This window comes from Myxococcus virescens (genome assembly GCF_900101905.1).
In the GTDB taxonomy this organism is placed as follows: domain Bacteria; phylum Myxococcota; class Myxococcia; order Myxococcales; family Myxococcaceae; genus Myxococcus; species Myxococcus virescens.
The window spans coordinates 534,352-560,314 of record NZ_FNAJ01000002.1 but is presented as its reverse complement, the minus strand read 5'-3'; the positions used below and the strand labels follow the sequence as shown (position 1 = coordinate 560,314).

At 70.9% G+C, this 25,963-nt stretch carries 20 protein-coding genes and 2 riboswitches; of the genes, 6 read left to right on the top strand and 14 right to left on the bottom strand.

Features of this window, described 5'->3' with window-relative positions; all coding sequences use genetic code 11:
• Window positions 1–49 precede the first annotated feature (49 nt).
• From BLU09_RS09015 to BLU09_RS08950, 14 genes are all read right to left on the bottom strand, one after another.
• Complete coding sequence (locus tag BLU09_RS09015; protein ID WP_090488241.1) at window positions 50–832, bottom strand: ABC transporter ATP-binding protein; 783 nt, start codon at window positions 830–832, stop codon at window positions 50–52.
• 4 nt (window positions 833–836) lie between these two features.
• Complete coding sequence (locus tag BLU09_RS09010) at window positions 837–4,466, bottom strand: serine/threonine-protein kinase (protein WP_425270575.1); 3,630 nt, start codon at window positions 4,464–4,466, stop codon at window positions 837–839.
• Between the two features lie 179 nt (window positions 4,467–4,645).
• Window positions 4,646–6,331: an FHA domain-containing protein gene (locus BLU09_RS09005; RefSeq protein ID WP_090488238.1), complete on the bottom strand. Its 1,686-nt coding sequence runs from the start codon at window positions 6,329–6,331 to the stop codon at window positions 4,646–4,648.
• Window positions 6,332–6,473: 142 nt separating this feature from the next.
• The gene (locus BLU09_RS09000; RefSeq protein WP_090488236.1) at window positions 6,474–6,977 is read right to left on the bottom strand and encodes a QcrA and Rieske domain-containing protein; all 504 of its coding nucleotides are present in this window, start codon (window positions 6,975–6,977) and stop codon (window positions 6,474–6,476) included.
• A gap of 32 nt (window positions 6,978–7,009) precedes the next feature.
• Complete coding sequence (locus BLU09_RS08995) at window positions 7,010–7,774, bottom strand: cell surface protein (protein ID WP_090488234.1); 765 nt, start codon at window positions 7,772–7,774, stop codon at window positions 7,010–7,012.
• The gene (locus BLU09_RS08990; protein ID WP_244171558.1) at window positions 7,771–9,114 is read right to left on the bottom strand and encodes an ICP22 family protein; all 1,344 of its coding nucleotides are present in this window, start codon (window positions 9,112–9,114) and stop codon (window positions 7,771–7,773) included. The genes BLU09_RS08995 and BLU09_RS08990 overlap by 4 nt, the downstream gene beginning before the upstream one ends.
• Before the next feature lie 143 nt (window positions 9,115–9,257).
• Window positions 9,258–9,469, bottom strand: a riboswitch (cobalamin riboswitch).
• 20 nt (window positions 9,470–9,489) lie between these two features.
• Window positions 9,490–10,575 (bottom strand): FecCD family ABC transporter permease, encoded by a 1,086-nt coding sequence (locus BLU09_RS08985; protein ID WP_090488232.1) that lies wholly within the window; start codon window positions 10,573–10,575, stop codon window positions 9,490–9,492.
• Window positions 10,572–11,465 carry an ABC transporter substrate-binding protein gene (locus BLU09_RS08980; protein WP_225888221.1) on the bottom strand — a complete coding sequence of 298 codons (894 nt, stop codon included), beginning with the start codon at window positions 11,463–11,465 and terminating at the stop codon, window positions 10,572–10,574. Before BLU09_RS08980 ends, BLU09_RS08985 begins: the two co-directional genes overlap by 4 nt.
• Before the next feature lie 19 nt (window positions 11,466–11,484).
• A complete protein-coding gene (locus BLU09_RS08975) occupies window positions 11,485–13,101 on the bottom strand; it encodes an MXAN_6577-like cysteine-rich protein (RefSeq protein WP_090488228.1) in 1,617 nt (538 codons plus the stop codon).
• Window positions 13,073–15,082 (bottom strand): TonB-dependent receptor plug domain-containing protein, encoded by a 2,010-nt coding sequence (locus BLU09_RS08970; protein ID WP_090488226.1) that lies wholly within the window; start codon window positions 15,080–15,082, stop codon window positions 13,073–13,075. The genes BLU09_RS08975 and BLU09_RS08970 overlap by 29 nt, the downstream gene beginning before the upstream one ends.
• Before the next feature lie 59 nt (window positions 15,083–15,141).
• Window positions 15,142–15,388, bottom strand: a riboswitch (cobalamin riboswitch).
• A 6-nt stretch (window positions 15,389–15,394) separates the two neighbouring features.
• Window positions 15,395–15,778, bottom strand: a complete 384-nt coding sequence (locus BLU09_RS08965; protein ID WP_244171557.1) for an FHA domain-containing protein — start codon at window positions 15,776–15,778, stop codon at window positions 15,395–15,397.
• 246 nt (window positions 15,779–16,024) lie between these two features.
• Window positions 16,025–16,306 (bottom strand): hypothetical protein, encoded by a 282-nt coding sequence (locus tag BLU09_RS08960; protein WP_090488223.1) that lies wholly within the window; start codon window positions 16,304–16,306, stop codon window positions 16,025–16,027.
• A gap of 14 nt (window positions 16,307–16,320) precedes the next feature.
• The gene (locus tag BLU09_RS08955; protein ID WP_244171556.1) at window positions 16,321–16,977 is read right to left on the bottom strand and encodes a hypothetical protein; all 657 of its coding nucleotides are present in this window, start codon (window positions 16,975–16,977) and stop codon (window positions 16,321–16,323) included.
• 116 nt (window positions 16,978–17,093) lie between these two features.
• Window positions 17,094–18,404, bottom strand: coding sequence for a Vgb family protein (locus tag BLU09_RS08950; RefSeq protein ID WP_090488219.1), 1,311 nt, complete (start codon window positions 18,402–18,404; stop codon window positions 17,094–17,096).
• 174 nt (window positions 18,405–18,578) lie between these two features.
• Between BLU09_RS08950 and BLU09_RS08945 the strand changes: the two genes are divergently transcribed.
• The 6 genes from BLU09_RS08945 (at window position 18,579) to BLU09_RS08920 (ending at window position 25,907) form a co-directional block, all read left to right on the top strand.
• Complete coding sequence (locus BLU09_RS08945; protein WP_244171555.1) at window positions 18,579–19,739, top strand: FIST signal transduction protein; 1,161 nt, start codon at window positions 18,579–18,581, stop codon at window positions 19,737–19,739.
• Between the two features lie 16 nt (window positions 19,740–19,755).
• Window positions 19,756–22,350: a PAS domain-containing sensor histidine kinase gene (locus BLU09_RS08940; protein ID WP_090488216.1), complete on the top strand. Its 2,595-nt coding sequence runs from the start codon at window positions 19,756–19,758 to the stop codon at window positions 22,348–22,350.
• A gap of 238 nt (window positions 22,351–22,588) precedes the next feature.
• Window positions 22,589–22,840, top strand: coding sequence for a hypothetical protein (locus tag BLU09_RS08935; RefSeq protein ID WP_171410524.1), 252 nt, complete (start codon window positions 22,589–22,591; stop codon window positions 22,838–22,840).
• On the top strand, window positions 22,837–23,187 hold the full coding sequence (locus BLU09_RS08930) for a ComEA family DNA-binding protein (protein WP_090488214.1): 351 nt from the start codon (window positions 22,837–22,839) through the stop codon (window positions 23,185–23,187). Before BLU09_RS08935 ends, BLU09_RS08930 begins: the two co-directional genes overlap by 4 nt.
• Before the next feature lie 154 nt (window positions 23,188–23,341).
• A complete protein-coding gene (locus tag BLU09_RS08925; protein ID WP_090488212.1) occupies window positions 23,342–25,045 on the top strand; it encodes a dipeptidase in 1,704 nt (567 codons plus the stop codon).
• A 298-nt stretch (window positions 25,046–25,343) separates the two neighbouring features.
• Complete coding sequence (locus tag BLU09_RS08920) at window positions 25,344–25,907, top strand: MarR family winged helix-turn-helix transcriptional regulator (protein WP_090488210.1); 564 nt, start codon at window positions 25,344–25,346, stop codon at window positions 25,905–25,907.
• Window positions 25,908–25,963 lie beyond the last annotated feature (56 nt).

Here is a 25,963-nt window from a genome sequence, read left to right as displayed (position 1 = left end):
CGCCCGGCACGTCCGGTCAACTGTCCGGCGTCCGAGGGGCGAAGAAGGTTCAGCGCGAGGGTGCTCGGGGCGCGAAGAGCCGGGCACCGGACGGAGCCAGCGCGGTTTCCATGGGCAGCCCGTAGAGCGTTTCCAGGGAGCCACGCTCCAGCACCTCGTCCGCCGGCCCCTGCGCGAGCACCTGGCCATCCCGGAGGAGCAGCACATGGGTGGCGAAGGCGGCGGCGAGGTTCACGTCATGCAGCACCGCCACCGCGCCCAGCCCCGCGTCCACGCGCGCGCGCACGCGGTCGAGCGAGCCCACTTGGTGGGCCACGTCCAGGAAGGCGGTGGGCTCATCCAGCAGCAACAACTCGGGCTGCTGCACCAGTCCTCGCGCCAGCATCAACATCCGGCGCTCGCCTCCAGAGAGGGCCTCCGCGGGCCGCTCGGCCAGGTGCGCGATGCCGAGCTCCGTCATCACCTCCCGCGCGAGCGCCACGTCTCCCGCGGACGGCAGGCCCCAGAGGCCCAGGTGCGGACTGCGGCCCATCAACACCAGCTCCAGGCCGCTGAAGCCCTCCGTGGATTCGATGGTCTGCGGCACCCACGCCACCTTGCGGGCGAGCGCTCGGGGCTCCCAGGCGGCGCGCTCGCGCCCCAGCAGGCGGACTTCTCCGCGCGTCCAGGGCCCCAGGCCCAGCACCGCGCGCAGCAGCGTGCTCTTGCCCGTCCCGTTGGGGCCGAGCACCGCCCACAGCTCACCGGGCCGGACCTCGCACGCCACACCCTGCAAGATGGGACGAGGACCGTAGCCAGCGACCAGCGCCCGGGTGACGAGCAGGGGCTCCACGGGACTAGTACAGCTCCTTCTGCTTCTGCAGCAGGTAGCGCTTCATCGCCCGGACCTTGCGCAGCGCTTCCGGGTTGTCGCTGCTGCCCGCGGCCTCCACCTCGCTCTTCACCTCGGCGTACCGCGTGCACCAGAGGCCGAGCACCACGCACGAGTGCTCCGCGTTGAGCTGGTTGAAGAGCGCGTTCGTCTCACGCCACTCCCTCTCCAGCACGGTGAGCTGACGGGAGCGCGCGGAGCGGATCTTGCGGACCGGCGCCGCGCGCTTCTCGGGAACCTCGGTGTTCTTCTGCTGCGCGTCCAGCGGCGCGAGGAAGGAGTCGTCGAGCGAGCCTCGGCCTTCCGTGGCATCGGCGGGCGGCGCGGCGTTGGGCGTGGGGGTTCCCGGCGTGGCACCGGAGGGCGGCGCGATGTCGGGCGCGGGGGTTCCCGGCGCCTGCGCCGCGTTCCCCTCGGGAGGCGGGCCATTCTCGTTGGCCGCCTTGCCCGTCTGCGCTTCGTCGGGAGCGGAGGGACGCAGGGGCTGCGCGGGCGGCGGCCCTGCGGGTTTCTCCGGCATGAACTGGCTCAGCACCTGGGCGCGGAGCTCCGGGGGGCCCAGGAAGAAGGCCCCGACCACGGCCAGGATGACGAACAGCAACACCAGCACGAGCACCAGCGGGCCCTTGCGGCGACGCTCGGGGCGCTCGGGCATCGTCGTGCGGCGGGTGTCCTCCTTCGCGATTCGCTCGGCCGAGCGCGTCTCCGGGCGGACGGGCATCGTCGTGCGCCGCGTCTCCTCGTTGGGCGTGAGGGAGACGCGGACATCGTCGTCGCTCTCGTCCTCCTCTTCGTCCGTCACGACGGGGGCGGGCGCGGTGGGACGCACGGCGGAGACGGAACCTGTCCTGCGCGCGGTGCTGGCCGGTGCCATCCCCGGCGAAGACGACCGGACCCGCCGAGACCTGGGCCGGGAGACGCCGGACCGCTCCTCGTCCTCGGAGCCATCCACATCCTTGAAGAGGCCCGCGTCCAGCACCACGCGCGGATGCGTGTCGTCAGGACGGGTGACGCGAGGGTCCGTGTCCGCGTGATGTGCGACGCGGGGCTGGGTGTCGTCGTAGCGCTCGGTTCGCGAGGGGCGGTGGATGCGCGGATGCGTGTCGACGTCGGCGATGCTCGGCGCGGCGTCCTCGTGCCCCACATCCTCGGTGGAGAGCACGGGCAGCTCCGACGAGGCGCCTTCATGTGGCGGCGTGTCGGTCGAAGAAAGGCCGGTTTCGTCCTCGGACACGCCCGCCTCGGGCTCGTGCGCGGCCTCGACTTCGTCCTCCGGGGAGAGGGCCTGCCCGCCAACAGCGGGGGTGGCGTCCACGACGGGCTCGTCCACCACGGGCGCGGAGCGGGATGCCGTCGCTCCCGATGCAGGCGCGCTGGGGATGGCTCGCGAGGGCGTTGCCCCCTTCGGAGGTGGAGGTGTCCCCAGTGAAGGCATGCCCCGCGAGGGCGTCATGCCAGTCGGGGCTGGCGACACCGCGGCCATCCCCGCCGAGGACGCCCTGCGCGGTGGCGTCCCGTCCTCCGAGGACCTGTCCACGGCAGACACCGGGTCGGAAGAGGCCTCGTCCCGCGCATCCAACGCAGCGACTTCCACGGAGGAGATGGCGCGAGTCGAAACCCCCGCCTGCGCGCCCACAGCGGGCATGCCCGCCGACGACGTGGAGCGTGAAGCCGCGGCCTCATCCGGCGAGCCCACCGCGGGCGTCGCGCGAGACGGCGTTGAGCCCGGCGGAGGCGGCTGGACGGCCGCCATCACCATCGAAGCCGTTCGAGGCATCGGGCCAGAAGGATGCGGCTCGCTGAATGCCGCCTCGTCCGGCGTCGCACTCCCAAACGCGCCCTCGTGCTCCGAGGCGGAGTCCTCGTCTCCGGCAGCCCCCTCCGAGACCTCAACGGCCGGCATCGACTCCAGCGCCGGCGTGCGAGGCAACGGCGCGGGAGCAGGCACGTTGACCGCGGGCATCACCACCACGCCGCTGCGCGGCAGCGCCGCTCCGGGCGCGCGCGGCTCGGCCCCTGGCGGCGGAGGTCGCGGGCTCACCGTGCCCTGCGACCCACGCGGCGGCACCGCGGGCGTGGGCGCTCCCACCGAGGCAATCACGCTCGGGCTCGCCTCGAACGCCCTGCCCCGAAGCGACTCGGCCTTCGCGGCCGTCGACTCCACCTGAACGGACGCCTCCTCGGGAGAAGACGGCCCCCCCAGGCTCGGCATCGCCAGCTCGGTCGGCCGCATGTGCGACGGAAGCAGCGCACGCGCGGCGGCCACACCCGGCGGCACCGCCTCGGGCGGCATCGACGTCATCTGGACCTCGCGCGTCAGCGCGGGCGCGCGAGGAATCGGCGCAGACGAAGGACTCACCCCGCCGCCGCGAACGAAGGCCTCGGGCCCCACCTCCACCGAGGGCGCCGTGTCCTGGCGCACGCCCCGCGTCCGAGCCTCTTCCTCCAGCGCCTCGATGGGGAACCCGGGCCGGGTGGACTCGTCCATCGGGACACCCGGGCGCGTCTCGCCGTCCGTCACCGGACCACCGCCCTCGCGGCTGCGGGGCGTGGGGAAGAACGACAGCGGCTCCACCGGGCCATCCAGGCGAATGGTCTTCGCCGGCAGCATCGCGTGCGCCGTCTTTGGCGCCAGCGGATCATCCGGCATCGAGGCCAGCGCGCGGACCTCTGCCGTGGACAGGCGCGGCACCTCCTTGAGGCTCGCCAGGAGACGCCGCTCGGACTGGAAGTCCGCCGAGAACAGCTCGCGCATGAAGCGGCTGACGCTCTCCGGGCCCGCGCTCGAGTCAATCTCCATCAGGCAGGCCTGGAGCCGCCCGCGGAACTCCTCCGCCGTCTGGAAGCGCTGCGACGGGTCCACCGCCAGCGCCTTGGCCACCAGCGCCGTCACCGCGGGCGGCGTGAGCGGCTCCACCTGGTCCAGCGGCGCGATTCGCGGGTTCGCCACCAGGGACATGAGCTCGCCCGGGTGGACCCCGTCGAACGGGTTCTTCCCGCAGATGAGCTCGTAGAGGCAGAGCCCCACCGCGTACAGGTCGCTGCGGCGGTCCACCGGCTGGTGCCGCGCCTGCTCCGGCGACATGTAGAGGAACTTGCCCAGGATGATGCTGGGGTTCGTCTTCGCGGCCGACAGCCGGCTCTTGGCGAGCCCGAAGTCGATGACCTTCACCTCCCCTTCGTAGGAGATGAGGATGTTCTGCGGCGAGATGTCCCGGTGGACGAGCTTCAGGTCCTCCCCGTCGTCGTCCTTCTTGCGGTGCGCATAGGCCAGCGCGTCCAGCACCCGGCCCATGGTGTAGAGGATGAACGTGACCGGCAGCGGCATCTGCCGGTCCCGCACGCGCGCGGCCACCTTGCGCAGGTCCTTGCCGTCCACGTGCTCGAGCGCCATGTAGGCCTCGTCCTCGTGGAGGCCCATGTCCAGCACCTGGGCAATGGAGCCATGGCTCAGGCGGACCAGGGTGCGGGCTTCGCCCACGAAGCGCTCGACGAAGTCCGTGTCCGCGGCCAGCTGCGGGAGGATTTTCTTGATGACGCAGAGCTTCTCGAACCCCTGCGCCCCCTCCAACCGCGCGAGGTAGATCTCTCCCATGCCTCCCGTCGCCAGTTGGGACAGGAGCGTGTACCGGCCAAAGGGCTGGGGCCGGAAGGGTCTCAACCGGGCGGGTTGGGTGGGCGAGTTCATGCGGTGCGGGGGTTCACCACGACGGGGTCCGCATTGAACCCTTTCCCGGTACGTCCCAGCAACCCGTCAACCGGACGCGGCCCCCCTCAGCGGAAGCCGGGATTGGTCAACTGGCCTACATCCTCTTCCAGCACCTCGAAGGCCGCTACCTTGTCCTTCGGGGGGCGGATGAGGCGCTCGCCTAGCGGCTGGACGTCGAAGCGTGCCCCCACGGTGGCCAGGACCTTGCCGGTAATGAGCACCTGGCCCGGGCTGGCGGTACCGGCGAGCCACCCCGCAATCCCGACGCCGTCCCCCACCACGGTGTAGTCCGGGCGCACCTCGGTGCCGATCATCCCCACCAGGGCCCGGGTGCTGTGCAGGGCGATTCGCAGCTCGCACCGCTCGTCCAGGGGCCTGCGCGACATGGACCGCTCCCACTCGGAGCGCAGCGCCAGGGCGGCCCGGACGGCCCGGATCGAGTCCTCGCCCTTCGCGTAGGGAACGCCGAAGAGGGCGCGCAGGGATTCGCCCCGGAAGCCCTCCACGGTGGCCTCGAAGCTGAAGACAATGCCGCTCATCCGCGCGTGAAAGTCGTTGAGCATCTGCGTGGCGCGCGCGGCGCCGATGCGCATGCACAACACGGAGAAGCCCACGAGCTCCGCGTGCAGGATGGTGAGGTTGCGCTCCTCCAGGCCGGGCAGCCTGCCCCCCTGCTTCTGGGCCTCGGCGGCGCGGCGCTCGGCCACGTCCGGCGGGTGGAAGCGCTCCAGGTCGCGCCGCAGCCTGTCCGCCGCGGGACTGCCCTCGCGCGGGGAGAACTTCTGCACGCCGGTGGCCACCAGATGCGCCACCGCGGTGCAGGTATCCAGCATCGACTCCACGCTGGCGCCACCCTTGGCCGACAGGTTGACGTAGAGCACCCCCGCGTAGGGCGGCTCGGTGCCGATAGGGATGCACAGCACCCGGTCCACGCCGTAGAGGATGACGCTCTCCCGGCCCGCGAAGCGGCGATCATCGCGCACGTCGCCCACGGCGAGCGCGCGGCCCTGACGCAGGGCCTCCTCCACGATGGCATCCGAGACGGGCACCTCGCCCTTGGCCAGCCGGCCGCGGTGGCGCACGGCGGCGGGCACCAGGGCGCCCGTGGCGTGCTTGAGCAGCACCACCGCCGTGGTCGCGTCCGTGACCTCCAGCAGCCGGTCCATGGTGGTGTCCAGGAACGACGACAGCGTGCTGGCCGACGAGAGCGCCTCCGCGGTGCGGAACAACAGCACCAGCGTCTCCTGCCCCACGCGCGGGCTCGCGGCGGGCAGCGGCGCGGACGCGGAGAAGCTGTCGTCGAAGGAGACCGGGCCCACGTTGTCCAGGAGCCGCAGCACGTCCGCGTCGCGCACGTTCTTCGCCAGCAGGACGGAGGGGCCCACGTCCTGGCCGTGGCCGAAGCGCACGACGCCGCCCGCGCCCAGGTCCACCATCTCCGTGGCCGCGTTCTCCACGGTGTTGGGCTGGCGCACGGAGAGGACGTTCTCGCCCAGCGCCACCGAGTCTCCGGCGACGAGCTGCCGAGAGCCCTGCAAGGGCGCGCCGTTGATGCGGCTGCCGTTGCGACTGCCCAGATCTTCGATTCGCAGCACGTCACCGTCGACGAACAGCCGCGCATGCCGGCGTGAGACGAGATCGCCGCCCAGGACGATATCGTTCTCGTCCGCGCGGCCGAGGCTCGTCACGCCCTCAGGCAGATCGTACGACGTGTCGAAGTAGCCGGGCCCGTTGATGATGATCTGCCACATCGAATGCCCGACATTACACGACTCTCCCGCCTGTTGAGAGAAGGAGACACGGACTCAGTGCGGGTATCCCGTAACCCGGTGCCACGACACGTCTCTCCGCACCGCGTCATTTCACCTGTGGTGCGAATGTCCGAACGATTGCTCAGCGGGGCCGGTGGATGAACAGGGACGCGCCCTGTCTCACCACGGGGAAGGCCGCGAGCGGTCGAGTCGCCGGGCCATTCAGCACCTGCCCCTCCTGGGTGAAGCGGGAGCCATGACAGGGGCATTCCATGACGCCGTCGGCCGGCACCCAGTCCACGGCGCAATCACCGTGCGTGCAGATGCGCCAGAGGGCCGCGTAGCAACCAGGTGAGGTGTGGACCACCACCACGTCCAGCAGCGCCTGGGGAATGCGGACCTCCGCGGCGCCGCCGGGGACCTCCAGCGCGGGGTAATCCACCAGGGAGACCTCCACCCAGCCCTCGCCGGGCGGGCCCGACGGCACCGGCGGCGCACAAGACGGGCCCGGCCCTCCCGCATCGGGAGGGTCGAGCACCACGGCTTCCCGCCACCCGTCACCACACCCCGCCCCGAACGCCGCCAGGGCACAGGTGCCCTTGAGCAGCGTGCCGAGCGCGGCGCGGCGGTCCACCTCCCCCGTCATGGACAGGGGGCATGGCCGTGGCGGGAGCCGCTTCACGGGGTGCCGCTCCGAAGCGACACACCGTTCACCACCGCGACGGCGTCCAGGTCGAAGCCCCCGGAGGTGCCGCCGTAGCGGTTGTTGCCTGCGTCGACGATGCGCACGTACCGGGCGCGGCTCAGGCCCACCGTCGCCAGGTCGAACCCGTCTCCACCCGCAACCGCGGGGTCCGTGGCGCTGACGCCGTTGGCCGGATTGGCCTGGACGGTGGCGACGCCCGCGCATCCCGGGTAGCCGCCCGCGGCGTCCGTGGTGGCACAGGGGAATTCGTACCAGGTGACGCCGTCGTCGCTGACGGAGACGATGCCCCGCTCGGAGTGCGTGGCCGATCCGCCCGCGACGAGGAAGGCGTTCTCGAACACGAGCAGGTCCACGCCCGGCCCATCCACCACGGCGATGTCGGTGAAACGCAGCTCGATTCTGCCGCCCCGGCCCAGCGAGAGCACGTCCAGCGAGCCGTTGTCCGGCCCCAGCCCCGACGGGGGCCCGAGCACGACGTCCGGGAAGCGGTCCTGCCCGAAGCCCGCGAAGTCGCCGGGCTCGAAGAGGACGACTTCGTCCGCGTATGGATTCTCGGGCGGAAGTCCGGCATCGGGCTCCAGCGGTGTGGAGCCATCCGGCTGTCCCGCGTCGTCCCGCACCGGGTCCGTTCCCGCGTCTTCGCTGACGCCGGACGAATCGTCACCACATGCGGCGGTGCCCAGGAGCACGGCGAGCGCCGTGCCCCAGGCCAAGCGGTGGAGGCGGTGATGGCTCATGGCACGGCCCGGATGCGGACCAGCCGCTCGCCGTTCACGTCCTCGACACCCACCAGCAGGTCCGAGCCCAGGTGGGTCAGCTGCGTCACGGAGGTGCACTGGTCCACGAGCGTCAACACCGGCGTGCGCTCGCCAATGACGACCTCACCCGGGGTCGCGTCCGCGGAGAGGGCGTAGCGGGACACGTCGGTGGTGATGAACTGCCAGCTGTCATCGTAGGCGCCCCGCTTGACGACGACGCCGTCACCGAAGGCGGAGGCCGCGTTGAAGTCGCTGCCCACGTCAATCTGGGGCTGCGCATCCAATGCGAACGGCGTGTTGGAGGAGAGCGCCGCGCTCACGACGGAGGGCGCCACCGCGTAGACCACGTTGGAGTAGTCCGGCGGAACGACGAAACCGAGCACGGAGACGCCGTTGTTCGCCACGGCACTGAAGCCATTTCCGCCGGCGGTCTCCGGGAAGTCGGCGACCTTCACGGAGGCCATGGGCTCCGCGGAGGTCACCAGCGCATAGATTCCGAAGCCGTTGATGGCGGACAGCCCCATGCTGTTGATGAGGAAGGCGGACGTCGTGCCGGACGTGAACGCGGCGGCGCTCATGTTGCCCGGCGAGTTGACGTAGCTCGAGTTGTCAGGGGTGGCGATGTCATAGAGCGAGACCGTGCCCGCGCCACCCGACTTCGTGTAGCCGGCCAGCAGCCGCTCGGTGCCATGCACGAGGAAGTGGTTGGGGAAGATGCCCGACGTGGCCCCACGGTCCTCGGGCGCCAGGACGTTGAACAGCGGCGACGCGGAAGGCGTCAGGTCCGGCCAGACGCCCAGCGAATAGACGTCCGCGCTCGTCCCCCCTTGCACGGCATAGACCGCGTACGTGGGGCCCGGCGTGACGGCCACCGCCAGCACGTCATCCGGCATGGGCGCGGAGCCCGCGGTCTCGAAGCCCGCCTGGAGCTGAAGCGTGCCGAGCACCGGGTCATACGGCGCCGTCTCACACGTGTACTCCGTGCCCGCGTCCGGCTCCGTGCCCGCGTCCGGCTCCGTGCCCGCGTCGGGCTCCGTGCCCGCGTCGGGCTCCGTACCCGCGTCGGGCTCCGTACCCGCGTCCGGCTCCGTGCCCGCGTCTTCCCCGGGGAGCTGCTGAACGGGCCGCGTCTCACACTTCTCCGAGGCGCACGTCCACTCCTGGCCCGCGGGAGCGGGGCCGTTCTCGTTGCGGCAGTCGTAGACATCCACGCATTCGGAGCCACAGCCCGTGGTGGCAACCGCCAGCACCAGACTGGCCGTGGCGAACATCAGGGACTTCGTGCGGGCTCCTGCGCGTTTCACATCGGCGTACTTCATCGGTGTCCTCGCTCCCTCTTCCGCCCCCACGGGCGAATGGGCTTCCAGGAGGACACGGCCGAAGGCAAAGCCCCGGCGGACCTTTCGCGCCGGACAGCACCGCCCCCGCCGCCTCCCCTCGGAGGCCTCGGTGATGTCCGTGCCAGGGGCACGGGTCTTCGGCAGGTTTTCGGACTCGCAGGCGCGGGTGCACGGAGCACCCATCTACTTGCCGTCGCTTCCCAGCCCGCTTCGGGCCAGTGCTTCACGTGACGGCGTTCGTTCCTGCTCACCGCTGCGGGGCAGTCCCGGATTCACACCGGGTTCCCTTGAGTCACCGTGGCTCCACGGCGACACCGAGGACGCGAGCGGGGATATGGCGGGTGCAAGCCATTGTCAATGACTGGTCCCCAGACGCACCCGCCGCCGCAGCAGCGCGAGGAACAGCGGGCCTCCCAGCAGCGCGGTGACGACGCCCACGGGAGGCTCGGCCCCGAACAAGGGGAAGGCCAGCCGCGCCAGCAAATCCGACAGGACCAGGAAGGCAGCGCCGCCCAGCGCCGACAGTGGCACCAGCAGCCGCTGGTCCGGCCCGAAGGCCAGCCGCAGCAGGTGCGGGACGATGAGGCCCACGAAACCAATCAACCCCGTGAGCGCCACCGCGCCCGCGACGCTCGCGCTGGCGGCCAGCAGCAACCAGCGGCGCGTCGCCGCCACCGGAACCCCCAGGGACGCCGCGTCATCGTCACCCAGCGACAACAGGTTCAACCGTGCGGAGAACACCCACATGACGCCAATCGCGCCGGCCTGAAGCAGCGCGGAGAGCAGCAGCGTGCCGCCGCGCTCGTACCCCAACGCTCCGGCGAGCCAGTAGAGGATTTCCCCCAGCCGGTCGGGGGCGGACAGTGTCTTCACCAGGGTGATGGCCGCGGAGGCGAACGCGTTGAACACCACGCCGGTGAGCAACGCCGCGTAGGGCGCGCGCGACGCGGAGCCCCGGCTGGCGGAGAGGACGAAGAGGATGGCGGCGCCCGCTCCCAGGAAGGAGAAGAGCGCGGGCGCGGACAGACGCGCCATGGCGCCGCCCAGGCCCGGCGCCACGTCCCCCACGGTGGCGAGCCCCACCGCGAGCGCCAGCGTCGCCCCCATCGCCGCCCCGCCGGACACGCCGAGCACGAACGGGTCCGCCAGCGGATTGCGCAAGAGCCCCTGGAGCGTGGCGCCCGAGGCCGCCAGCCCCGCGCCCACGATGGCCCCCAGCATCGCGCGCGGCAGCCGCAGCGACCAGAAGATGACGGCGTCCGTGGACGTGGGCTCCGTCAACGCGGCGGTGAGGGAGATGGACTGCTCACCGAAGCGCACCGCCACGGCCAGGCAGCCCACCGCCAACACGAGGAAGCTCCCGAACAACATCACCGCGCGCGAGGCGCGAAAACCTCCCGCTCCGCCATGTGCACGCTGGGATGTCGCCGGCTCGCTCACGGCGCGGCCTTACCTGTTCCCTTCGGATGCAGCAAACGGAAGAGTTCCTCCAGCCCCCGCCCCAGCGAAGGTCCTGGCTGCAACAGCGACATGGAGGGCAGGTCCACCCAGCGCGCGCTGGACAGACCGGGCAGTGCCCGCAACTTGTCCTTGCCCACGTCCACGTCCGCGGCATCCACCACCACGGTGGCCCGGGCACGCACCACGCGCTCCACCGAGTACACCGGGTACGCGGAGCTCGCGTCCGCCGCCACGTTGATGCCGCCCGCGTCCCGGAGCAGTTCGTCCGCGAAGGAGCCCGGCCCCGCCACCACGAGCGGCTCGAAGCCATAGACGAACAGCACCCGCGGCGCGGGCAGCTTCTTCGCCGCCTCCCGGATGCGCGTGCGCGTGGCCTCGATGCCCACCACCACCGCCTCCGCCTCCTTCTCCCGTCCGAGCGCCTTCCCCACCGCGCGCATGGCCGCGAGCACGTCCGCCACGGAGTGCAGCGGCAGCAGCAGCACGGGCACGCCCAGCTCCGCCATCTTCTCCACCGGACGCTGGTTGCCCGGTCCGGGCTGCACCAGGAGCAGGTCTGGCTTGAGCGCAATCACCGCCTCCACGGAAGGGTCCGTGAAGCCGCCCACGCGCGGCAACTTCGCCACCTCCTTCGCCTCGTCGAAGCGGGACACCCCCACCAGCGTGCTCCCCGCGCCCAGGGACAGCACCATCTCCGACAGCGAGGGCGCCAGCGTCACCACCCGTCGCACCTTGGAAGGCGCTGGCGGTCCCAGCGTCCTCAGGCTCGACGTCTCCGCCGCGCTCACCGTCCCGGTGAGCAGGCACAGCACCGTGGCGAGCAGGACGGACATGCCCGAGCAGAGGCGCGAAGTGGAAGTCGTGTTCATCGGCATGGCGTGCGCTTCCTCAGTGCAGGGCGGTGACGTCAATGGCATTGGACACAGGCCGGCGCGGGTCCGTGGGACACGCCTCCAGCGCGGGCCCCAGTGCCTGGGGCGAAGAGAAGCCGCGGCGCTCCACCAACCGCCCGTCCTCCACCGCCACCACGAAGACGCGGCCCGCGTTCGTGTCCGCCAGGTACACCGCGCCCTCCGCCACCGCGAAGCGGCTGGCCACGGAGAGGTTGCAGCCCGGCGTTCCGGGCTCACACCCCGCCTTGAGCGCGTACGCCGCCACGGGCGCGTCGTTCTTCACCAGCACCAACCCGGAGGCGCGCACGGCGCTGGCGCTGTGCCCGTTGGCCTCGTCGTACTCGGCCTCGCCCAGGCAGGCCACCACGAGCTGGTCACCCACGGCCTCCACGTAGCCCGCGTTGAGGCAATCCGCCGCGCCCAGGTCGATGGCGCTCACGCTGCCGCTCGCGGGGTCGATCTTCGCGAGCATGCCCGGGCCATTGGGCTTGTAGCCGTTGTAGGGATTCAGGTTGGTGAGGCTCACGTACACACCCGACTCCGTCGCCGCGACGGAGTAAGGCAGCGGCAACACCGTGCCGCCGTCGAAGGGCTTCAGGTCCAGCCCGGTGAGCGAAATCGTGTCCACCTTGCGCGGCTGCTCGGGGTTGGAGATGTCCACGCGCGCGACGGCATTGCCGAACTGGAACATGGAGCCGCCCGTGCCGAACAAGGGGACGTACAGCGTGGTGCCCCACTTCGCCAGCGCCTGCGGGCTGGTGTTGGCCCCCAGGTTCACCTGCGTCACGGTGCGCAGGCCCAGCCCCGCGCCCTGGGAAGGGCCCTCCCGCTTGAGCACCTGCAAGGTGTTGTTCACCGAGTCCACGACGTAGACATAAGGCGGGTCCACCAGGATGTCGTTGGGCGAGCCCGCCACCCCGCCCAGCGAGTCCTCCTCCACCACCGTCCCCAGCGCGCCGCCCGCCGCCTGGAGCAGCTTCGAGGCCGTGGCGTCCGCGGCCAGCACATGGCCGTCCCAGGACGCGAGCGTCTGCACGCCCGAGCCGAACTGACGCCGCGGCCCGAGCTGGTCCGTCCCCGCCTGGATGCCCACGAGCTGCCCGTGGGTGTAGCAGGCCGCCACCACGTCGTAGCCGCAGCGTCCCTCGTGGCACGTCTGCACGTCCGGACACACGTTGCCGCAGGCGCCGCAGTTGAGCACGTCCGCGCGAACGTCCACGCACGAGTCCCCGCACCGCAAGCTGCCTTCGGAGCAGCCTTCGCGGCACACGCCGGATTCACACACGAGCCCCGCGGCGCACGCGTTGCCACAGGCGCCGCAGTTCGCGACATCGCTCGCCGTGGCCACGCACGCGCCACCGCAGGCCTCCGTCCCCGGGCGACAGTCACAGACGCCGGCCTGACACGTCTGCCCATCGCCGCACGTGTTGCCACAGGCGCCGCAGTTCGCGACGTCACCGCTCAGGTCCACGCAGGCGTCACCGCAGACGGACAGGCCGGAGGTGCACACCGCGCCCTCCTCGGGGCACCCGGTGAGCAGCAGCGCCGCCACGGCCGTCAGCAGCAAGGTCGGAAGGAACGGCTCAGGGGACAGGGGACGCGGGCGAGTCATGGGGCTCCCGAGTGGATGAGGATGACGGTGACGCGCCGGGCTCGAGCGCCACCGCGAGCGTCACGTAGACGGCGCGTCCTGGCAGCGGGAAGCCCGTGAAGTCGAAGGTCCGGACGTCGAGGAGGTTCTTCAGCTCGACGGACAGGGTGAGGTCCGGCCCCTGAAGGAAGGTGCTGGACGCGCCCGCGCTCACCAACGTGCGTGATGGCAAATCGAGCGAGCCGGTGCGGTTGATGAGCTGCGCGGACTGGTAGAGCACTTCCGCGCGGGCGTTGAGCCAGTCCGGCCCCGCGCGCACCCGCCCCACCCACTTGTGCCTGGGACGGTACGGCAGGTCCTTGCCGAAGAAGCGCGGGTCCCCATAGCGGTTCTCCGTGCGCAGGTACGTGTAGCCCGTGCTGGCCAGGAGCCAGGAGAAGGGCTGCGCCTCGCCCTCCAGCTCCAGGCCCCACACGCGCGCGGTGTCGAAGTTGTACGGGCGCGCCATCAGCGGCGGATACAGCTCATAGGCGATGAGGTTCTCGTACAGCGCCGCGAAGCCGCCCAGCGTGAGGCCCCAGCGCGGCGCCGCGTCCTCGGAGTCTTCCGGACCGGAGCGCCACATCACCGCCGCGTCCGCGTACAAGGCGCGCTCGGGCTTCAGCCCGGGGTTGGGCAGCAGCGTCCCCTGCCGGATGTACAGCTCCAGGAAGGACGGCGCGCGGTGGGACTGCCCGGCGTTGGCGCGCAGCCCGAAGCCGCGCCCCAGTTCGACGGATGCGCCCAGCTTCGGCGACAGCAACCAGTACGGCCCCACCCGCTCCAGCCGCATCGAAGGCACCACGTCCAGCGTGCCTCCGAAGAGCCGCACCTCATCCATGGCCATGACGCTGGCGCGCCACCACGAGGAGGCCTGTGCGCCCTCCTCCTGCGTCACCGTCTCACCCGAGGTCGCCACCGTGACCGTCAGCGACTGGTGCTCTCCCAGCGGCCTGCGGCCCTCCAGCTCCACGCCGCCCACCGAGTGCCGCTGCGCGCCGCCCGCGCCGGGAATGTGCCCCGTCACCTCCAGGCCATCACGCCGGAAGAAGCCTCGCGCGCTCCCCTGCCCCAGCCCGCCGAGCACGCCCGACCAGCGAAGGCCCAGCGCCAGCCGCCCCAGCTCCTGGTCTCCGGTGGACTGGGGATTCTGCACGGTGCCCGGAATGGCGCGGTCCTCCAGGGACAGCTCCGCCAGCGCATCCAGCCGCGAGCCTCCCGCGAGCCGGCGCCGGTAGCGCAGGAGCGCGCCACCGCCCTGTGCGTTGTTGCGCGCACGCCGCTCGGAGACCTGGGGATTGCCGTCCACGGCGGGCAGTTCGTCCACGTCGTAGGCGAAGTCACCATCCGAGCGGCCCGCATGCACCAGCAGCAGCGCCTGCCCGCCCAGCATCGGCCCCGTAGCGGCGACGTGGCCCAGCGCCGTGTTCCAGCTCCCGTAGGTCACCTCACCACTCGTGCGCAGGTTCGGCCCCGGTGCGCGGGTGATGATGTTGATGGCGCCGCCCAGGCCGCCGGAGCCGTAGCGCGCGCCCGCGCCACCTCGCAGCACCTCGAAGCGCTCGACCAGCGCGGCGGGAATGAGCGACAGGTCCGACAGGCCGCCCGCGCCGTTGAGCGGAATGCCATCCAGGAACACGAGCACGCCGTTGGACGACGCGCCCCGCACCACCAGGCTCTTGCTCTGTCCGTAGCCGCCGGAGTCCTGCACCGCGAGCCCCACCGAGCCCACGAGCAGCTCCGCCGTGTCGCGCGCCTCGCCCGCTCGCTCTCGCGCATCAATGACGGTGATGGCGCCCGTCGGGTCCCTCCGCTCCGGAGACTCAGGCGGAGGGGGTGTCCTGCCGCGAACCACCGTGGTGCGCGCGGGGGCGGGCTCGGCCTCGGAAGGCTGCGCCGTGACGGGACATGGAAGGCTGAGCACCAGGCACACGACAGGCCCAGCGAGGAAGGTCCACCGCATGCTCCGCCTTCCGCTCCCTCCGACGAAGAGAGAAGGCCAACCGCCCGGGCCCGCGAAAGGCTCGGCCGAACCCCTGGGCAGGTCTCCTGGCTGACGGGCTCTGGCGACTGGCGCACGCTGCGTCATGCCAGAAGAGGACTTCCGCCTTCCCCCTGAGCGGCGCTCCGCCGCGGATGGAGTGGCGACAAACCGAAGCCCCCGGCCCTGACCTCAGGGCTGCCCGTTCACAGTGGCGGGACCGCGCCGGACTCTCACCGGCTTCCCTCTTGAAAGCCCGACATGGGCACCCAAGGGCGCGCCCTTTGTAGGAGGTCACCTCCGGCGGGTCAAGCTCACCGGGGGCGTCAGCGAGGACACGCGCACGGACTGCTCGAAGGCATACGTCTGGAGGAACAGGAGCTCCACGTTCCCCAGCGTGAGCCGGGAGCGGCACAGCAGCGGCGCGGGCCGGCCCGGCAGGATGAGCACCCCATCCTGGTACGTCCCCCGCTCGCTCTCCAGGTCCGTCACGCACCACAGCCCGGTGTGCGGCTCACGACGAAGGCGCGCATGCAGGCGGGACACCGTGGGCTCGGCGAGGACGATGTCGCACTCGGCGCCGCTGCCCACTGTCACCTCGGCGTCCGCCGTGCGGAACCGCGGGCGCACCTCCAGCACCACGGGCGCCATGGCGCAGGGCGTCGATGCCCTCTCCAATGACCGGGGCGCTCCACCGCGCGGCCGCGTGGCCGCAGGCTCCCACAGCAACACGGGCCAGCTCCCATCATGGGCTCGCGCATCGCGAGGAGCTGGCTGGAACACGCGCACCTTCCTGTTCACCGGATGGACGCGCACAACATGGACACGAGACTCCGGCGGCGCCAGTTCCTGGAGCCTCGGGACGTGCGATTCACCGTCGAGCCCCACCGCGTGGGATGTCCACCCACGCCTGCCACCAGGCGACTACGGGACGTCCGGCGTCCCCGCGTCCTCGCAAGCCACGCCCGAGCCGGCGTCCGGCTCGACCTCCGCGCAATCCGGAAGCGCCAGCTCCAGGCCCTCCTCACCGAGGAGCAGGGCCTCGTCGTCCTCGGTGGAGAAGGTGCCCGTCCCACCGTCCGCGACACGCAGCCGCGCGACGGGGTCCTCCACGGCGCAGCCTCCGCTCCAGGCCAGCAGTGCCAGGACGAGCAGGTGCCGGAACGTCCCGCGAGGCGCGTGCGAGGCGAGGTCAGTGCGGTTCATCGGGCGGCCACCTTTCACGGGAAGACCATCATCGCGACGCTCAGGCGCGGCCGGACGGCCCAGCCCTCATAGAGCGGTTCGAACCCCTGCGCGCCCTGGAAGCCGATGAGGGGGCGGCCGAAGACGACGTCCATCGCCAGCGAGCCCTCCACGGCGAAGTACTTCGAGAAACGCCAGCGCAGGGAGGTATCCGGCCCCGTGAGGAGCGCGGGGACGAAGCGGGGGCCCGCGGTGTCCAGTCCACCCACGCGGGCAAAAGCGGTCCGGCCGAAGAGGAGGAAGCCCGCCCCCGCGCCCACGCTCCAACGCCACGCACCCGAGCGGAGCATGGGCGTGTCCAGCCAGAAGCCGAAGACGTACTGCTCCAGCTTCACCTCGGTGCGGGTCTCCACCATGCTCGACGGGAGGCCTGCCAGGAACTGGAAGCGGAAGCGCAGCCGGGGGAACTCCCAGCCGGCCCCGAGCAACCATCCCTGGTAACCCGTTGAGGCGTAGCCATCGAGCGAGGCGAGGCCGCCCGCCAGGAGCTGCCACTGCACGGACGAGGACTCCGGGACCACCGGAGCGGCTTCCGCCCGGGGCACATCCGCCGTGTCCGCCGCCAGCGATGCGGAACCCGCGAGCAGCCCTCCCAACACGCCGAGTCGCAGCAAGACGGTGCCCGATGCCATGCGAGCAACGCTACTGTCCCGGCAACGGGGGACGGAAGTCCCCCGCCCGGCCATTCAACGGTTCGTTGCGCGCTGGAAGTGTCGAGCGGCCAGCGCCCCGCGCCAACCGGCCCGTGTCACGGCAGCCGGTGGAACAGCGGCAGGTTCGCGGGAGCGGGATACACCGCGACGCCATGCGTGGCCCCGAGGTCGGGACTGGAGATGACGACGTCGGGCGTGGGCGCGCCGGAGACGCTGAGCTGGCTCGGGCTCAGCCGGGAAATGCTCCCTGAGTTGTAGGCCATCCAGAGCCCCCCGCCTTCGTCGAAGGCGAGTTCCTTGGGACCGCCCGCGTCAATCTGGATACCCGGGACGACGCTCACCGCGCCGGAGCCGCCCTGGTCTTCGGGCGTGAGCCGCACGACGACGCCGCTCGCGCCATAGGAAACCCACAGGTTTCGCTCCCCATCGAAGGCCAGCCCCGCGGGGCCCGCGAAGCTCCTGCCCGGAGCGGCTTCCAGCACCTCGATGCTCGTGACGGGCGTCACCGCGCCGGACGCCTGGAGGCTCGATGCGGCCACCTTGTGGACGCGAGAGGCCCCGGCCGTCACGTCTCCCACCCAGAGGTTGCCCATGGCGTCGAACGCGAGCGTGGAGGGGTCTCCCAGCCCGCTCAGCACGACCTGCGGCGCCGGGGCGGTGCCGGAGACGAGCTGGGCCGCGCCAAACCGGATGACGGTGTTGCTGAACCCGATGGAGGTCCACAGGTCGCCAGCGGCATCGAATGCGATGGCGATGGGCCCTGGGCTGCCGGCGCTCAACACGCCGCCGCTCATGATGACGTCGGGGCTCTTGACGCCAGAGGCGCCCAGGTCGCCTGCGGGGTAGCGCCGCAGCTCCCCCGACCCCAGCGCCATCCAGAGGTTGCCACGCCTGTCGAACGCGAGCCCTGAAGCCCGGGGAATGCCCGGGCTCGAACCGAGCCGGACGGTGGCCGGCGGCGCGCCCGTGACCTCCAGTTCCTCGGCGGCGAAGGCCTCCACCTCGGCCGCCCCGTTGCTGGTGGACAGCCACAGCCGCTGGCTGCTGGGGATGAGCGCGTATTGGATGGCCGCCGCAGCCGCTTCGCCATCCAAGACGCATACCTGACGGGCCGACGCATCATAGGCGGCGCGAACCCGGCCACCGCTCCCCGCCACCGGCTCGGGGGAGAGCGTCCACATGCCCGCCGCGAGCCCCGTCAGCCGGCCGCCCGCGCGCACCTCCCGGGACTCACTGCCCCGGTGGATGATGACGTGAGGGTTGGCGGAGGCAGGCAGTCCCTCGATGGCCAACTCCAACGTCCCCGTGCCCGTCTCGGGACACCCGCCCGGGTCCGGGTCCGCGGCATCGCCACACCCCACGGAAGTCACGACGGCCAGGACAAAGAGAATGGTTCCGCGTCTCACAAGGTCCCCCTTTCGAGCGCACGCTGCGCTCACTCGATGAGCACGGAGATACAACCGAGCGCACGAGGGAGGTGTCAACCGAGGCAGGCCCGAAAGGCGCCTGCTTCGGCCAAACGAAGCCAGCTCCACCTGCACGCCAGTCCGCGCGTGAATATCGATTCCAGTGGGATGTGGATGCAGATTGGAAAGAGCTGCTCGCCCGATTGCGAAGTCGCCGCTCGGGAGGCGGGCGCGGAGGCGCTGCGAGGCGCGGACGCGCCCACCTTCGCCTTGGTCCTCTGCACGGACCAATATGACGCGGATGACCTGGCGTCGGCGCTCCGGCGGGAGCTCCGGGACCTTCCCTGGGCCGGATGCTGCGCGGCGGGCGTCTTCGCGGGAGCCGAGCTGCTGCACCAGGGGCTGGTGGTCGCGCTCTTCCGCGGGATGGACTTGCAGGTCGGGACGGGGATGGGTGGGCCCATGAGCAAGGACCCCCGAGCGGCCGGACGCGACGCGGTGGCGCATGCCATCGAGAAGCTGCCTCCCATGCAGCCCGGACGCCGCCGTGCGCTGCTCGTCTTCCCGGACGCGCTGAGCGGGAATCCAACGGAAGTCGTGCGCGGGGCGCAGCAGGAGGCGGGGGCGGGTGTCGTCTGGGCGGGGGGCGGTGCGGGAGGCGACCTCCGGAGCGCCATGACAGCCCAGTTCACGGGGGGGCAGGCATACCGGGACCGGGTGGTGGTGATTGCCTTGGATGCCCAGGCGCCGATAGGCGTCGGGATTCAGCACGGCTGGTATCCCTACGGCCCACCGACGCAGGTCACGAAGGCCCACGGCGCGACCGCCATCGAGCTCGATTACGAGAGCGCGTTCGAGGTCTACCGGCGCACGGCCGCGAGCCGCGGAGACGCGCTGGACGTGCAGGGCTTCGCCCGCTTCGCGATGACCCACCCGCTGGGGATTCCCCAGGCCAATGGAGAGTTCGTGATTCGCGATCCAATCTCCATCGGCCCCGACGGCTCGGTCCGCTGCGTCGCCGAGATACCTGATGGCTCGTTGGTCCGAGTGATGGAGGGAGCGCGCGCGGACCTGATGGACGCGGCCGCGGGTGCGGCCACCCTGGCTCGGAAAGGAACCCCTGGCGCGCTGGGCGGCGCGGTCGTGTTCGATTGCTTCTCCCGCTACCCCATCCTGGGCGAGGAAATCCAGGACGAGCTCTCACGCGTGCAGGGAGCGCTCGGGGAGGCCACGCCGCTCGTGGGCTGTCTGACCCTCGGCGAAGTGGGGGCCATGGGAGGTGGCGTTCCGCAGTTCCACAACAAGACGGTGGTGGTGCTCGCCCTTCCAGGGTGATGGGACGAGGTCGGACATGGCGGACCCCCGCGAGGATGAGGACCGGAAGCTCACCGAGGAGCGACTCGCGCTGCTGAGCGTGCTCCAGGAGCTCACCGTCGCGGCGCTCGACCTCTTCGACCCGAGCAAGCCTGCGGACGCCTTCATGGACCGGGTCGCGGAGCGGCTGGGGTGCATGGTCGCGCTCTGGGTCCAGGTGAACGCGCGGGGGCAGGTCATCCTTCAAGGCGCGAGTGGACTCTCCGCTGCGTCCCGCCAGCTTCCGATTCCCGCCCGCTCCGAGCCCGGAGGGAAGCAAGGGCCCGCCGAGGTGAACCTGCCCTTTCCGGAGCTGGAATTGCCGGAGCTCGTGCGCTGGTCCATTCCAATCATCGGGGCGGACGCGGCGAACAGCGCCAGCGTGCTGCTGCTGTACTTCGACCGCGAGCCGCAGCTGCCGCGACATTACCGGGGCATGATGGAGCGCCTCGGCGGCGTGCTCCGTACCGCGCTCATGCACCGGCAGCTCTTCACCCGCATCCTGGAGAGCGAGCGCGCGCTCCACCAGCAGAAGACGCTGCTGGAGTCCCTGAGCGAAGCCTCCGACGAGGGCATCCTCATCTCCACCCAGGAAGGAAGGACGCTCACGCACAACCGCCGCCTCGTGCAGATGTGGGGGCTGGAGGAGGCGCTCCTGTCCGCATCCTACGAGGCGTGGGTCCGTGCGGCGGCGGAGCTCGTGGAGGAGCCTGCCCGGTTCACGGCGCGCGCATCCTTCTTCATCGAGCACCGCGACGCGTCGGGGCACGACGAGTTTCGGCTCGAGGATGGGCGGATATTCGAGCAGTACGACGCCCCGGTGGTGAGTGCTGACGGCGTCTACTATGGGCGGGCCGTCTACTTCCGGGACGTCACCGCTCGAAGGCGCACGGAGCGGGACCTCCAGCACGAGCGGGACTTCAGCTCGGCGGTCCTGGATACAGCCCGCGCGCTGTTCATCGTCCTGGATGTGGAGGGCCGAATCGTCCGCTTCAACCGTGCATGCCAGGAGATGACCGGCTACTCCTTCGAGGAGCTTCGCGGCGCGCGGTTCTGGAAGCAGCTCCAGGCCCCGGAAGAAGCGGCGCGGGTCGAGCGGGACTTCGCCCAGCTCTCCGCGGGCAAGGGGCACGAGGAGTACGAGAGCTGCTGGCTCACGCGAGCGGGAGAGCGCCGCCTCATCGCATGGTCCAGCAACATCCTCCGCAGCCCGACGGGAGCGGTCGAGTACATCATCGGCACGGGCATCGACATCACCGAGCAACGCCGGGCCGAGCGGGAGCGAGACCAGACCTTCCTGCGTGAGCAGCAAGCGCGGACCCGCGCCGAGGAGCAGGAAGGAAGGTCCGCGTTCCTGGCGGAGGCCTCGGGACTGCTCGCGGGCTCGCTCGCCCCCGAGGACGCGCTGCGAAACGTGGCGGCGCTGACCGTCCAGCGGTTCGCGGACTGGTGCGCGGTCGACCTGCTGGACAACGACCATTCCCCCCAGCGAATCGCGGTGGCCCAATCCCAGACACTGCGGGCCAGGTGGCCCGCGAAGGACGCCCACGCGCCACCGGACCTCAATGCCACGCATGGCCCTGGGCGGGTGCTCCGCCGCGGCGAGCCGGAGTTCTGCCTGGAGGGTTGCGGCTCCGCGGCCCTCGAGTCCGGCGCCCTCGAGTTGAGGTCCTGGCTGTCAGTGCCGCTGCTCGCGCGTGGACGGACGCTCGGCGCGCTCACCCTCGCCCGGATGGACGACGGGAGCCGCTATGGCCTGGCCGAGCTCACCGTCGCGCAGGAGCTGGCCCGCCGCGCGGCCATGGTCGTGGACAACGCCCGGCTCTATCGGGAAGCCCAGCAGGCCATTGGCCTTCGTGATGAGTTCCTCTCCGTTGCCTCTCACGAGCTGAAGACCCCGGTCACCTCCCTCCAGTTGTCCGTGCAGGGCCTGCTGCGCCGCGCCCGGTCGGGAGCGCTCTGCACCGCGTCGGCGGAGACCGTGACCCAATCGGTCGAAGGCATCGAACGCCAGGCGATGCGGATGGCGAAGCTCGTCAACACGCTGCTCGATGTCTCGCGCATCCATGCCGGGCGGCTCGAGCTCGAGTTAGAGGAAGTGGACCTGGCCGCGCTGGTTCGAGACATCGCGGCACGCTTCGCACCCGAGCTGGCCCTCTCCGGCGCCACGCTCCAGGTTCATGCCGACACGCCGATGCCAGGGCTCTGGGACCGGTCGCGGCTCGACCAGATTGTCACCAACCTGCTCTCGAATGCCATCAAGTACGGCGAGGGCAAGCCCATCGAAATCCAGGTCGGCGGAGACGCCAGGACCGCGCTCCTGGAAGTGAGGGACCAGGGAATCGGCATCCCGGCGGAACAACAGGCGTTGATCTTCCGGGCCTTCGAGCGGGCGGTGTCATCGCGTCACTACGGAGGGCTGGGCCTGGGCCTCCACATCGTCAGTCAGCTCGTCGAAAGGCTGGGAGGGGCGGTCCGGGTCCAGAGCGAGGCGGGACGCGGCGCCATCTTCACGGTCTTGCTTCCACGCAGCGGACCCGCCGCGCCGCGGCTGGCTCCGGCGGACATGCACCTGGACGCGAACCATGCCTGAGTGCGCGCTCGCGCCCTCCCGTGCCCGGCGCCGCGCTCTCGTCCGCTGAGAAGCCACTGGCGCGTCGCTGTCCGTCCTCGCCGCGGGACGGTTCTCACATCCGCGCACGGTGTGCGGAGAGCACCCCGAGGAGAACACCGCTGGCACGCCGGCTGCTCAAGCGCTCCCCGACCTCAGGCGGTCAAGCCGACGAGGCAGCCGCGCCGTGGTGGCGCGATGCGGAGTGTGGAGGTGGATGATGCTGACGGCGGGTAAGCGACTGGCGGTCTTCTCCATTCGCGAGGGCAAGGGCGGGAGCATCTGGGTGCGGGCGGGGAGCGCCTTCGTGAACAAGGATGGCTCGCTCAACGTGTTGCTGGACGTGCTGCCGCTGGACGGGAAGCTGCACGTCCGCGAGGCGGCGGAGAAGCGCGACACGGCGGGAATGAGCGGCGGCCGTTACGCGGGCGAGCTGGGGCTGGACGCGGCGCCGGTGGGTGGCCACTCGTGAGGGCGCTGTGCGCGGTGGTGGTGGGCCTGCTCTTGTGCGGGCCCGGGGTGGCGGAGGCGGCGAAGCTGCGCACGCAGCACACGGGGACGGTCAACCTCAACGAGGCCAGCGCGGCGGAGCTGGATTTGCTGCCGGGCGTCGGAGAGAAGGCGGCGCAGCGCATCATCGCGCACCGCCAGAAGCGGCCTTTCAAACGCGTGGAGGAGCTGGTGCGCGTGAAGGGCTTCGGCAAGAAGAAGTTCCTCAAGCTCAAGGCGCACCTGGCGCTGAGCGGGCCCACGACGCTGCGAGTCGAACAGGTGCCCGCCCCTCCTGAGAGAAAGGAGGTGAGCGCGACGAACGACTGAGACTGAAAGCTCCGACAATGGGGGGCCGCCGCCCGGAATTTCTCTCGTGGCCTGGCGCGGCGGCCCTGTCGTGGACGGGCCCATGAGGGGCAAACAGGGGAGCGCCCCTTGGGAGCGGTAGCCATCCTGGAGTGGATTGGTACCATCCGCCGCCATGAACCGACGCCTGACGAACCTGCTCACCGCGCTGCCCGTCACCGCCGCGCTGGTTGCTCCGCCCGTGCTCGCCTGCACCAGCATGCTGGTCTCCAAGGGAGCCACGGCGGATGGAGCCACCTTCATCACCTACGCCGCGGACGCGCACGAGCTGTACGGCGAGCTGTACTTCACGCCCGCGCGCCGCCACGCGCCGGGGGCCATGCGCGACATCATCGAGTGGGACACCGGCAAGTTCCTGGGCCGCATCCCCCAGCCCGCCGCGACGTATTCGGTGGTGGGCAACATGAACGAGCACCAGCTCTCCATCGGCGAGTCCACGTTCGGCGGGCGCGAGGAACTGGCGGGTCCTGCGGGCATCATCGACTACGGCTCGCTCATGTACATCGCGCTGGAGCGCGCGAAGACGGCGCGCGAGGCCATCCAGGTGATGACCACCCTGGTCGCCGAGCACGGCTATGCCTCCACCGGTGAGTCGTTCTCCATCGCCGATCCGAAGGAGGCCTGGCTGCTGGAGATGATTGGCAAGGGCAAGGGCGAGAAGGGCGCGGTGTGGGTGGCCCGCAAGCTGCCCGACGGGTACCTCTCCGCGCACGCCAACCAGTCGCGCATCGGCACGTTCCCGCAGAACGAGAAGCAGACGACGTTCTACTCGCCGGACGTCATCTCCTTCGCCCGGGCGAAGGGCTGGTTCAAGGGCGCGGACAAGGACTTCAACTTCGCGGAGACGTACAACCCCATCGACTTCGGCGGGCAGCGGTTCTCCGAGGCGCGCGTGTGGAGCATCTTCCGGCGCGCGGCGCCGTCGATGAAGCTGGGCGCGGAGTACGCGAACGGCGCGGCGCCCCAGAAGCGGCTGCCGCTGTGGGTGAAGCCGGACAAGAAGCTGTCCGTGCAGGACGCCATGGCGCTGATGCGGGACCACTTCACGGGCACGCCGCTGGACATGACGAAGGACGTGGGCGCGGGCCCCTACGCGGCGCCGTACCGCTGGCGGCCGATGACGTGGGAGGTGGACGGCAAGCAGTACCTCCACGAGCGCGCCATCTCCACGCAGCAGACGGGCTTCTCCTTCGTCGCGCAGATGCGGGACTGGCTGCCGTCGCCCATTGGCGGCGTGCTCTGGTTCGGCGTGGACGACACCTTCACCACCGTCTACACGCCCATGTACGCCGGCATCCGGCAGGTGCCGCGCAACTTCGCGCAGGGCGTGGCCAGCCGCGGAGAGTTCTCCTGGGACTCCTCCTTCTGGGTGTTCAACTGGGTGTCGAACCAGGCCTACGGGCGCTGGAGCGACATGGTGAATGACGTGCAGAAGGAGCAGGGCGCACTGGAAGGCCAGTTCCTCGCGGACCAGGCCGACATCGAGAAGCGCGCCCAGGAGCAGTTCAAGCGCAGCCCCGAGGAGGCGCGCCAGTACCTCACCGACTACTCGCTCCAGCAGGGTGAGAAGGTCCACACCCGCTGGCGCAAGCTCGGTGAGACGCTGCTCGTGAAGTACATCGACGGCAACGTGCGCGATGAGATGGGCACGGTGAACCATCCCAAGTTCCAGGAGGCCTGGTACCGGCGCATCGTCCAGGAGCATGGCAAGGCCCTGCAGATGCCCGCCAAGCCCGCGGAGCCCGCCGCCGCTCCGGCTCCGGCGCCCGCCCCTGCTCAGAAGCCGGCGCCCAAGCCCACCGTGGCCCCCGCGCCGTAACACCCCGTCCTGGAGCGGGACGACACGAGAGCCATCCTCCGGCTCACGCTCGAGGAGCTCTGAGCGCCCGCCCGCCCGGCATCCGGACTGATGGGGAGATGGCCCACGGCGGCCCTCCCCACCGGGCCCGCTGGGCCCGTGCCGCCGCCCGGGGCCTGCCTGGGCCTTCGAAAAGCCTCCGGCTTGACGTCTGGCTTGCGAGCGGTCAACAGCCAACGGTTTTTCAGCAGCGGGTCGGACGGCGACGCGATAGACCTGCTGCGACTCAAACCATTGGCTTGAGACACGGAGGCAGCAGGTGACAGCAGAAGAATCCCCGAAGGGACCGGCAGATGGGCCGCTGGTACCCCACGAAGGCGAGCGGACCTACAAAGGACCGCCCCTGGGTGAAGTGCTCGAATTCATGCGACTGCTCTGGGCCGTGGACCATGGGCTCCAGTCCACGTCGAAGCGCATGGAGTCCTCGCTGGGACTCACGGGTCCGCAGCGCCTGGTCATCCGCCTGGTGGGGCGCTTCCCCGACATCACTGCGGGCATGCTCGCGCAGATCCTCCACGTCCATCCCAGCACCCTGACGGGCGTGCTCAAGCGCCTGGAGAAGCGGGGCCTGTTGGAGCGCAAGTCTGATCCGCTCGACGGGCGCAAGGCGCTGTTCTCCCTGACGGACGAGGGGCGCGCGCTCGACATCCCCTCCGAGGGCACGGTGGAGTCGTCGGTGCAGCGCGTGCTGGCACGCCTTTCGCGGTCCAACATCGTCGCGACGCAGGAAGTGCTCACCGCGCTGGCCCGGGAACTGGGCGGCGTCCCCATGCCTGAAGTCGAGTACGACGAGGCGGGCGCCCGTAAGCAAGTCGTCCGATGAGCCGGCGGCCCGCCCGCTCCCTTGCCGCTGCCGGGGAAGCGTGTGGTGGGCTTCGT

Bases quoted from the DNA above. Each gene is read 5' to 3' on its own strand.
- BLU09_RS09010 (WP_425270575.1), bottom strand. From the start codon at position 4,466: ATGGGAGAGATCTACCTCGCGCGGTTGGAGGGGGCGCAGGGGTTCGAG.
- BLU09_RS09005 (WP_090488238.1), bottom strand. From the start codon at position 6,331: ATGTGGCAGATCATCATCAACGGGCCCGGCTACTTCGACACGTCGTAC.
- BLU09_RS09000 (WP_090488236.1), bottom strand. From the start codon at position 6,977: ATGACGGGGGAGGTGGACCGCCGCGCCGCGCTCGGCACGCTGCTCAAG.
- BLU09_RS08995 (WP_090488234.1), bottom strand. From the start codon at position 7,774: ATGAGCCATCACCGCCTCCACCGCTTGGCCTGGGGCACGGCGCTCGCC.
- BLU09_RS08990 (WP_244171558.1), bottom strand. From the start codon at position 9,114: ATGAAGTACGCCGATGTGAAACGCGCAGGAGCCCGCACGAAGTCCCTG.
- BLU09_RS08980 (WP_225888221.1), bottom strand. From the start codon at position 11,465: ATGAACACGACTTCCACTTCGCGCCTCTGCTCGGGCATGTCCGTCCTG.
- BLU09_RS08975 (WP_090488228.1), bottom strand. From the start codon at position 13,101: ATGACTCGCCCGCGTCCCCTGTCCCCTGAGCCGTTCCTTCCGACCTTG.
- BLU09_RS08970 (WP_090488226.1), bottom strand. From the start codon at position 15,082: ATGCGGTGGACCTTCCTCGCTGGGCCTGTCGTGTGCCTGGTGCTCAGC.
- BLU09_RS08960 (WP_090488223.1), bottom strand. From the start codon at position 16,306: ATGAACCGCACTGACCTCGCCTCGCACGCGCCTCGCGGGACGTTCCGG.
- BLU09_RS08955 (WP_244171556.1), bottom strand. From the start codon at position 16,977: ATGGCATCGGGCACCGTCTTGCTGCGACTCGGCGTGTTGGGAGGGCTG.
- BLU09_RS08945 (WP_244171555.1), top strand. From the start codon at position 18,579: ATGCAGATTGGAAAGAGCTGCTCGCCCGATTGCGAAGTCGCCGCTCGG.
- BLU09_RS08940 (WP_090488216.1), top strand. From the start codon at position 19,756: ATGGCGGACCCCCGCGAGGATGAGGACCGGAAGCTCACCGAGGAGCGA.
- BLU09_RS08935 (WP_171410524.1), top strand. From the start codon at position 22,589: ATGCTGACGGCGGGTAAGCGACTGGCGGTCTTCTCCATTCGCGAGGGC.
- BLU09_RS08925 (WP_090488212.1), top strand. From the start codon at position 23,342: ATGAACCGACGCCTGACGAACCTGCTCACCGCGCTGCCCGTCACCGCC.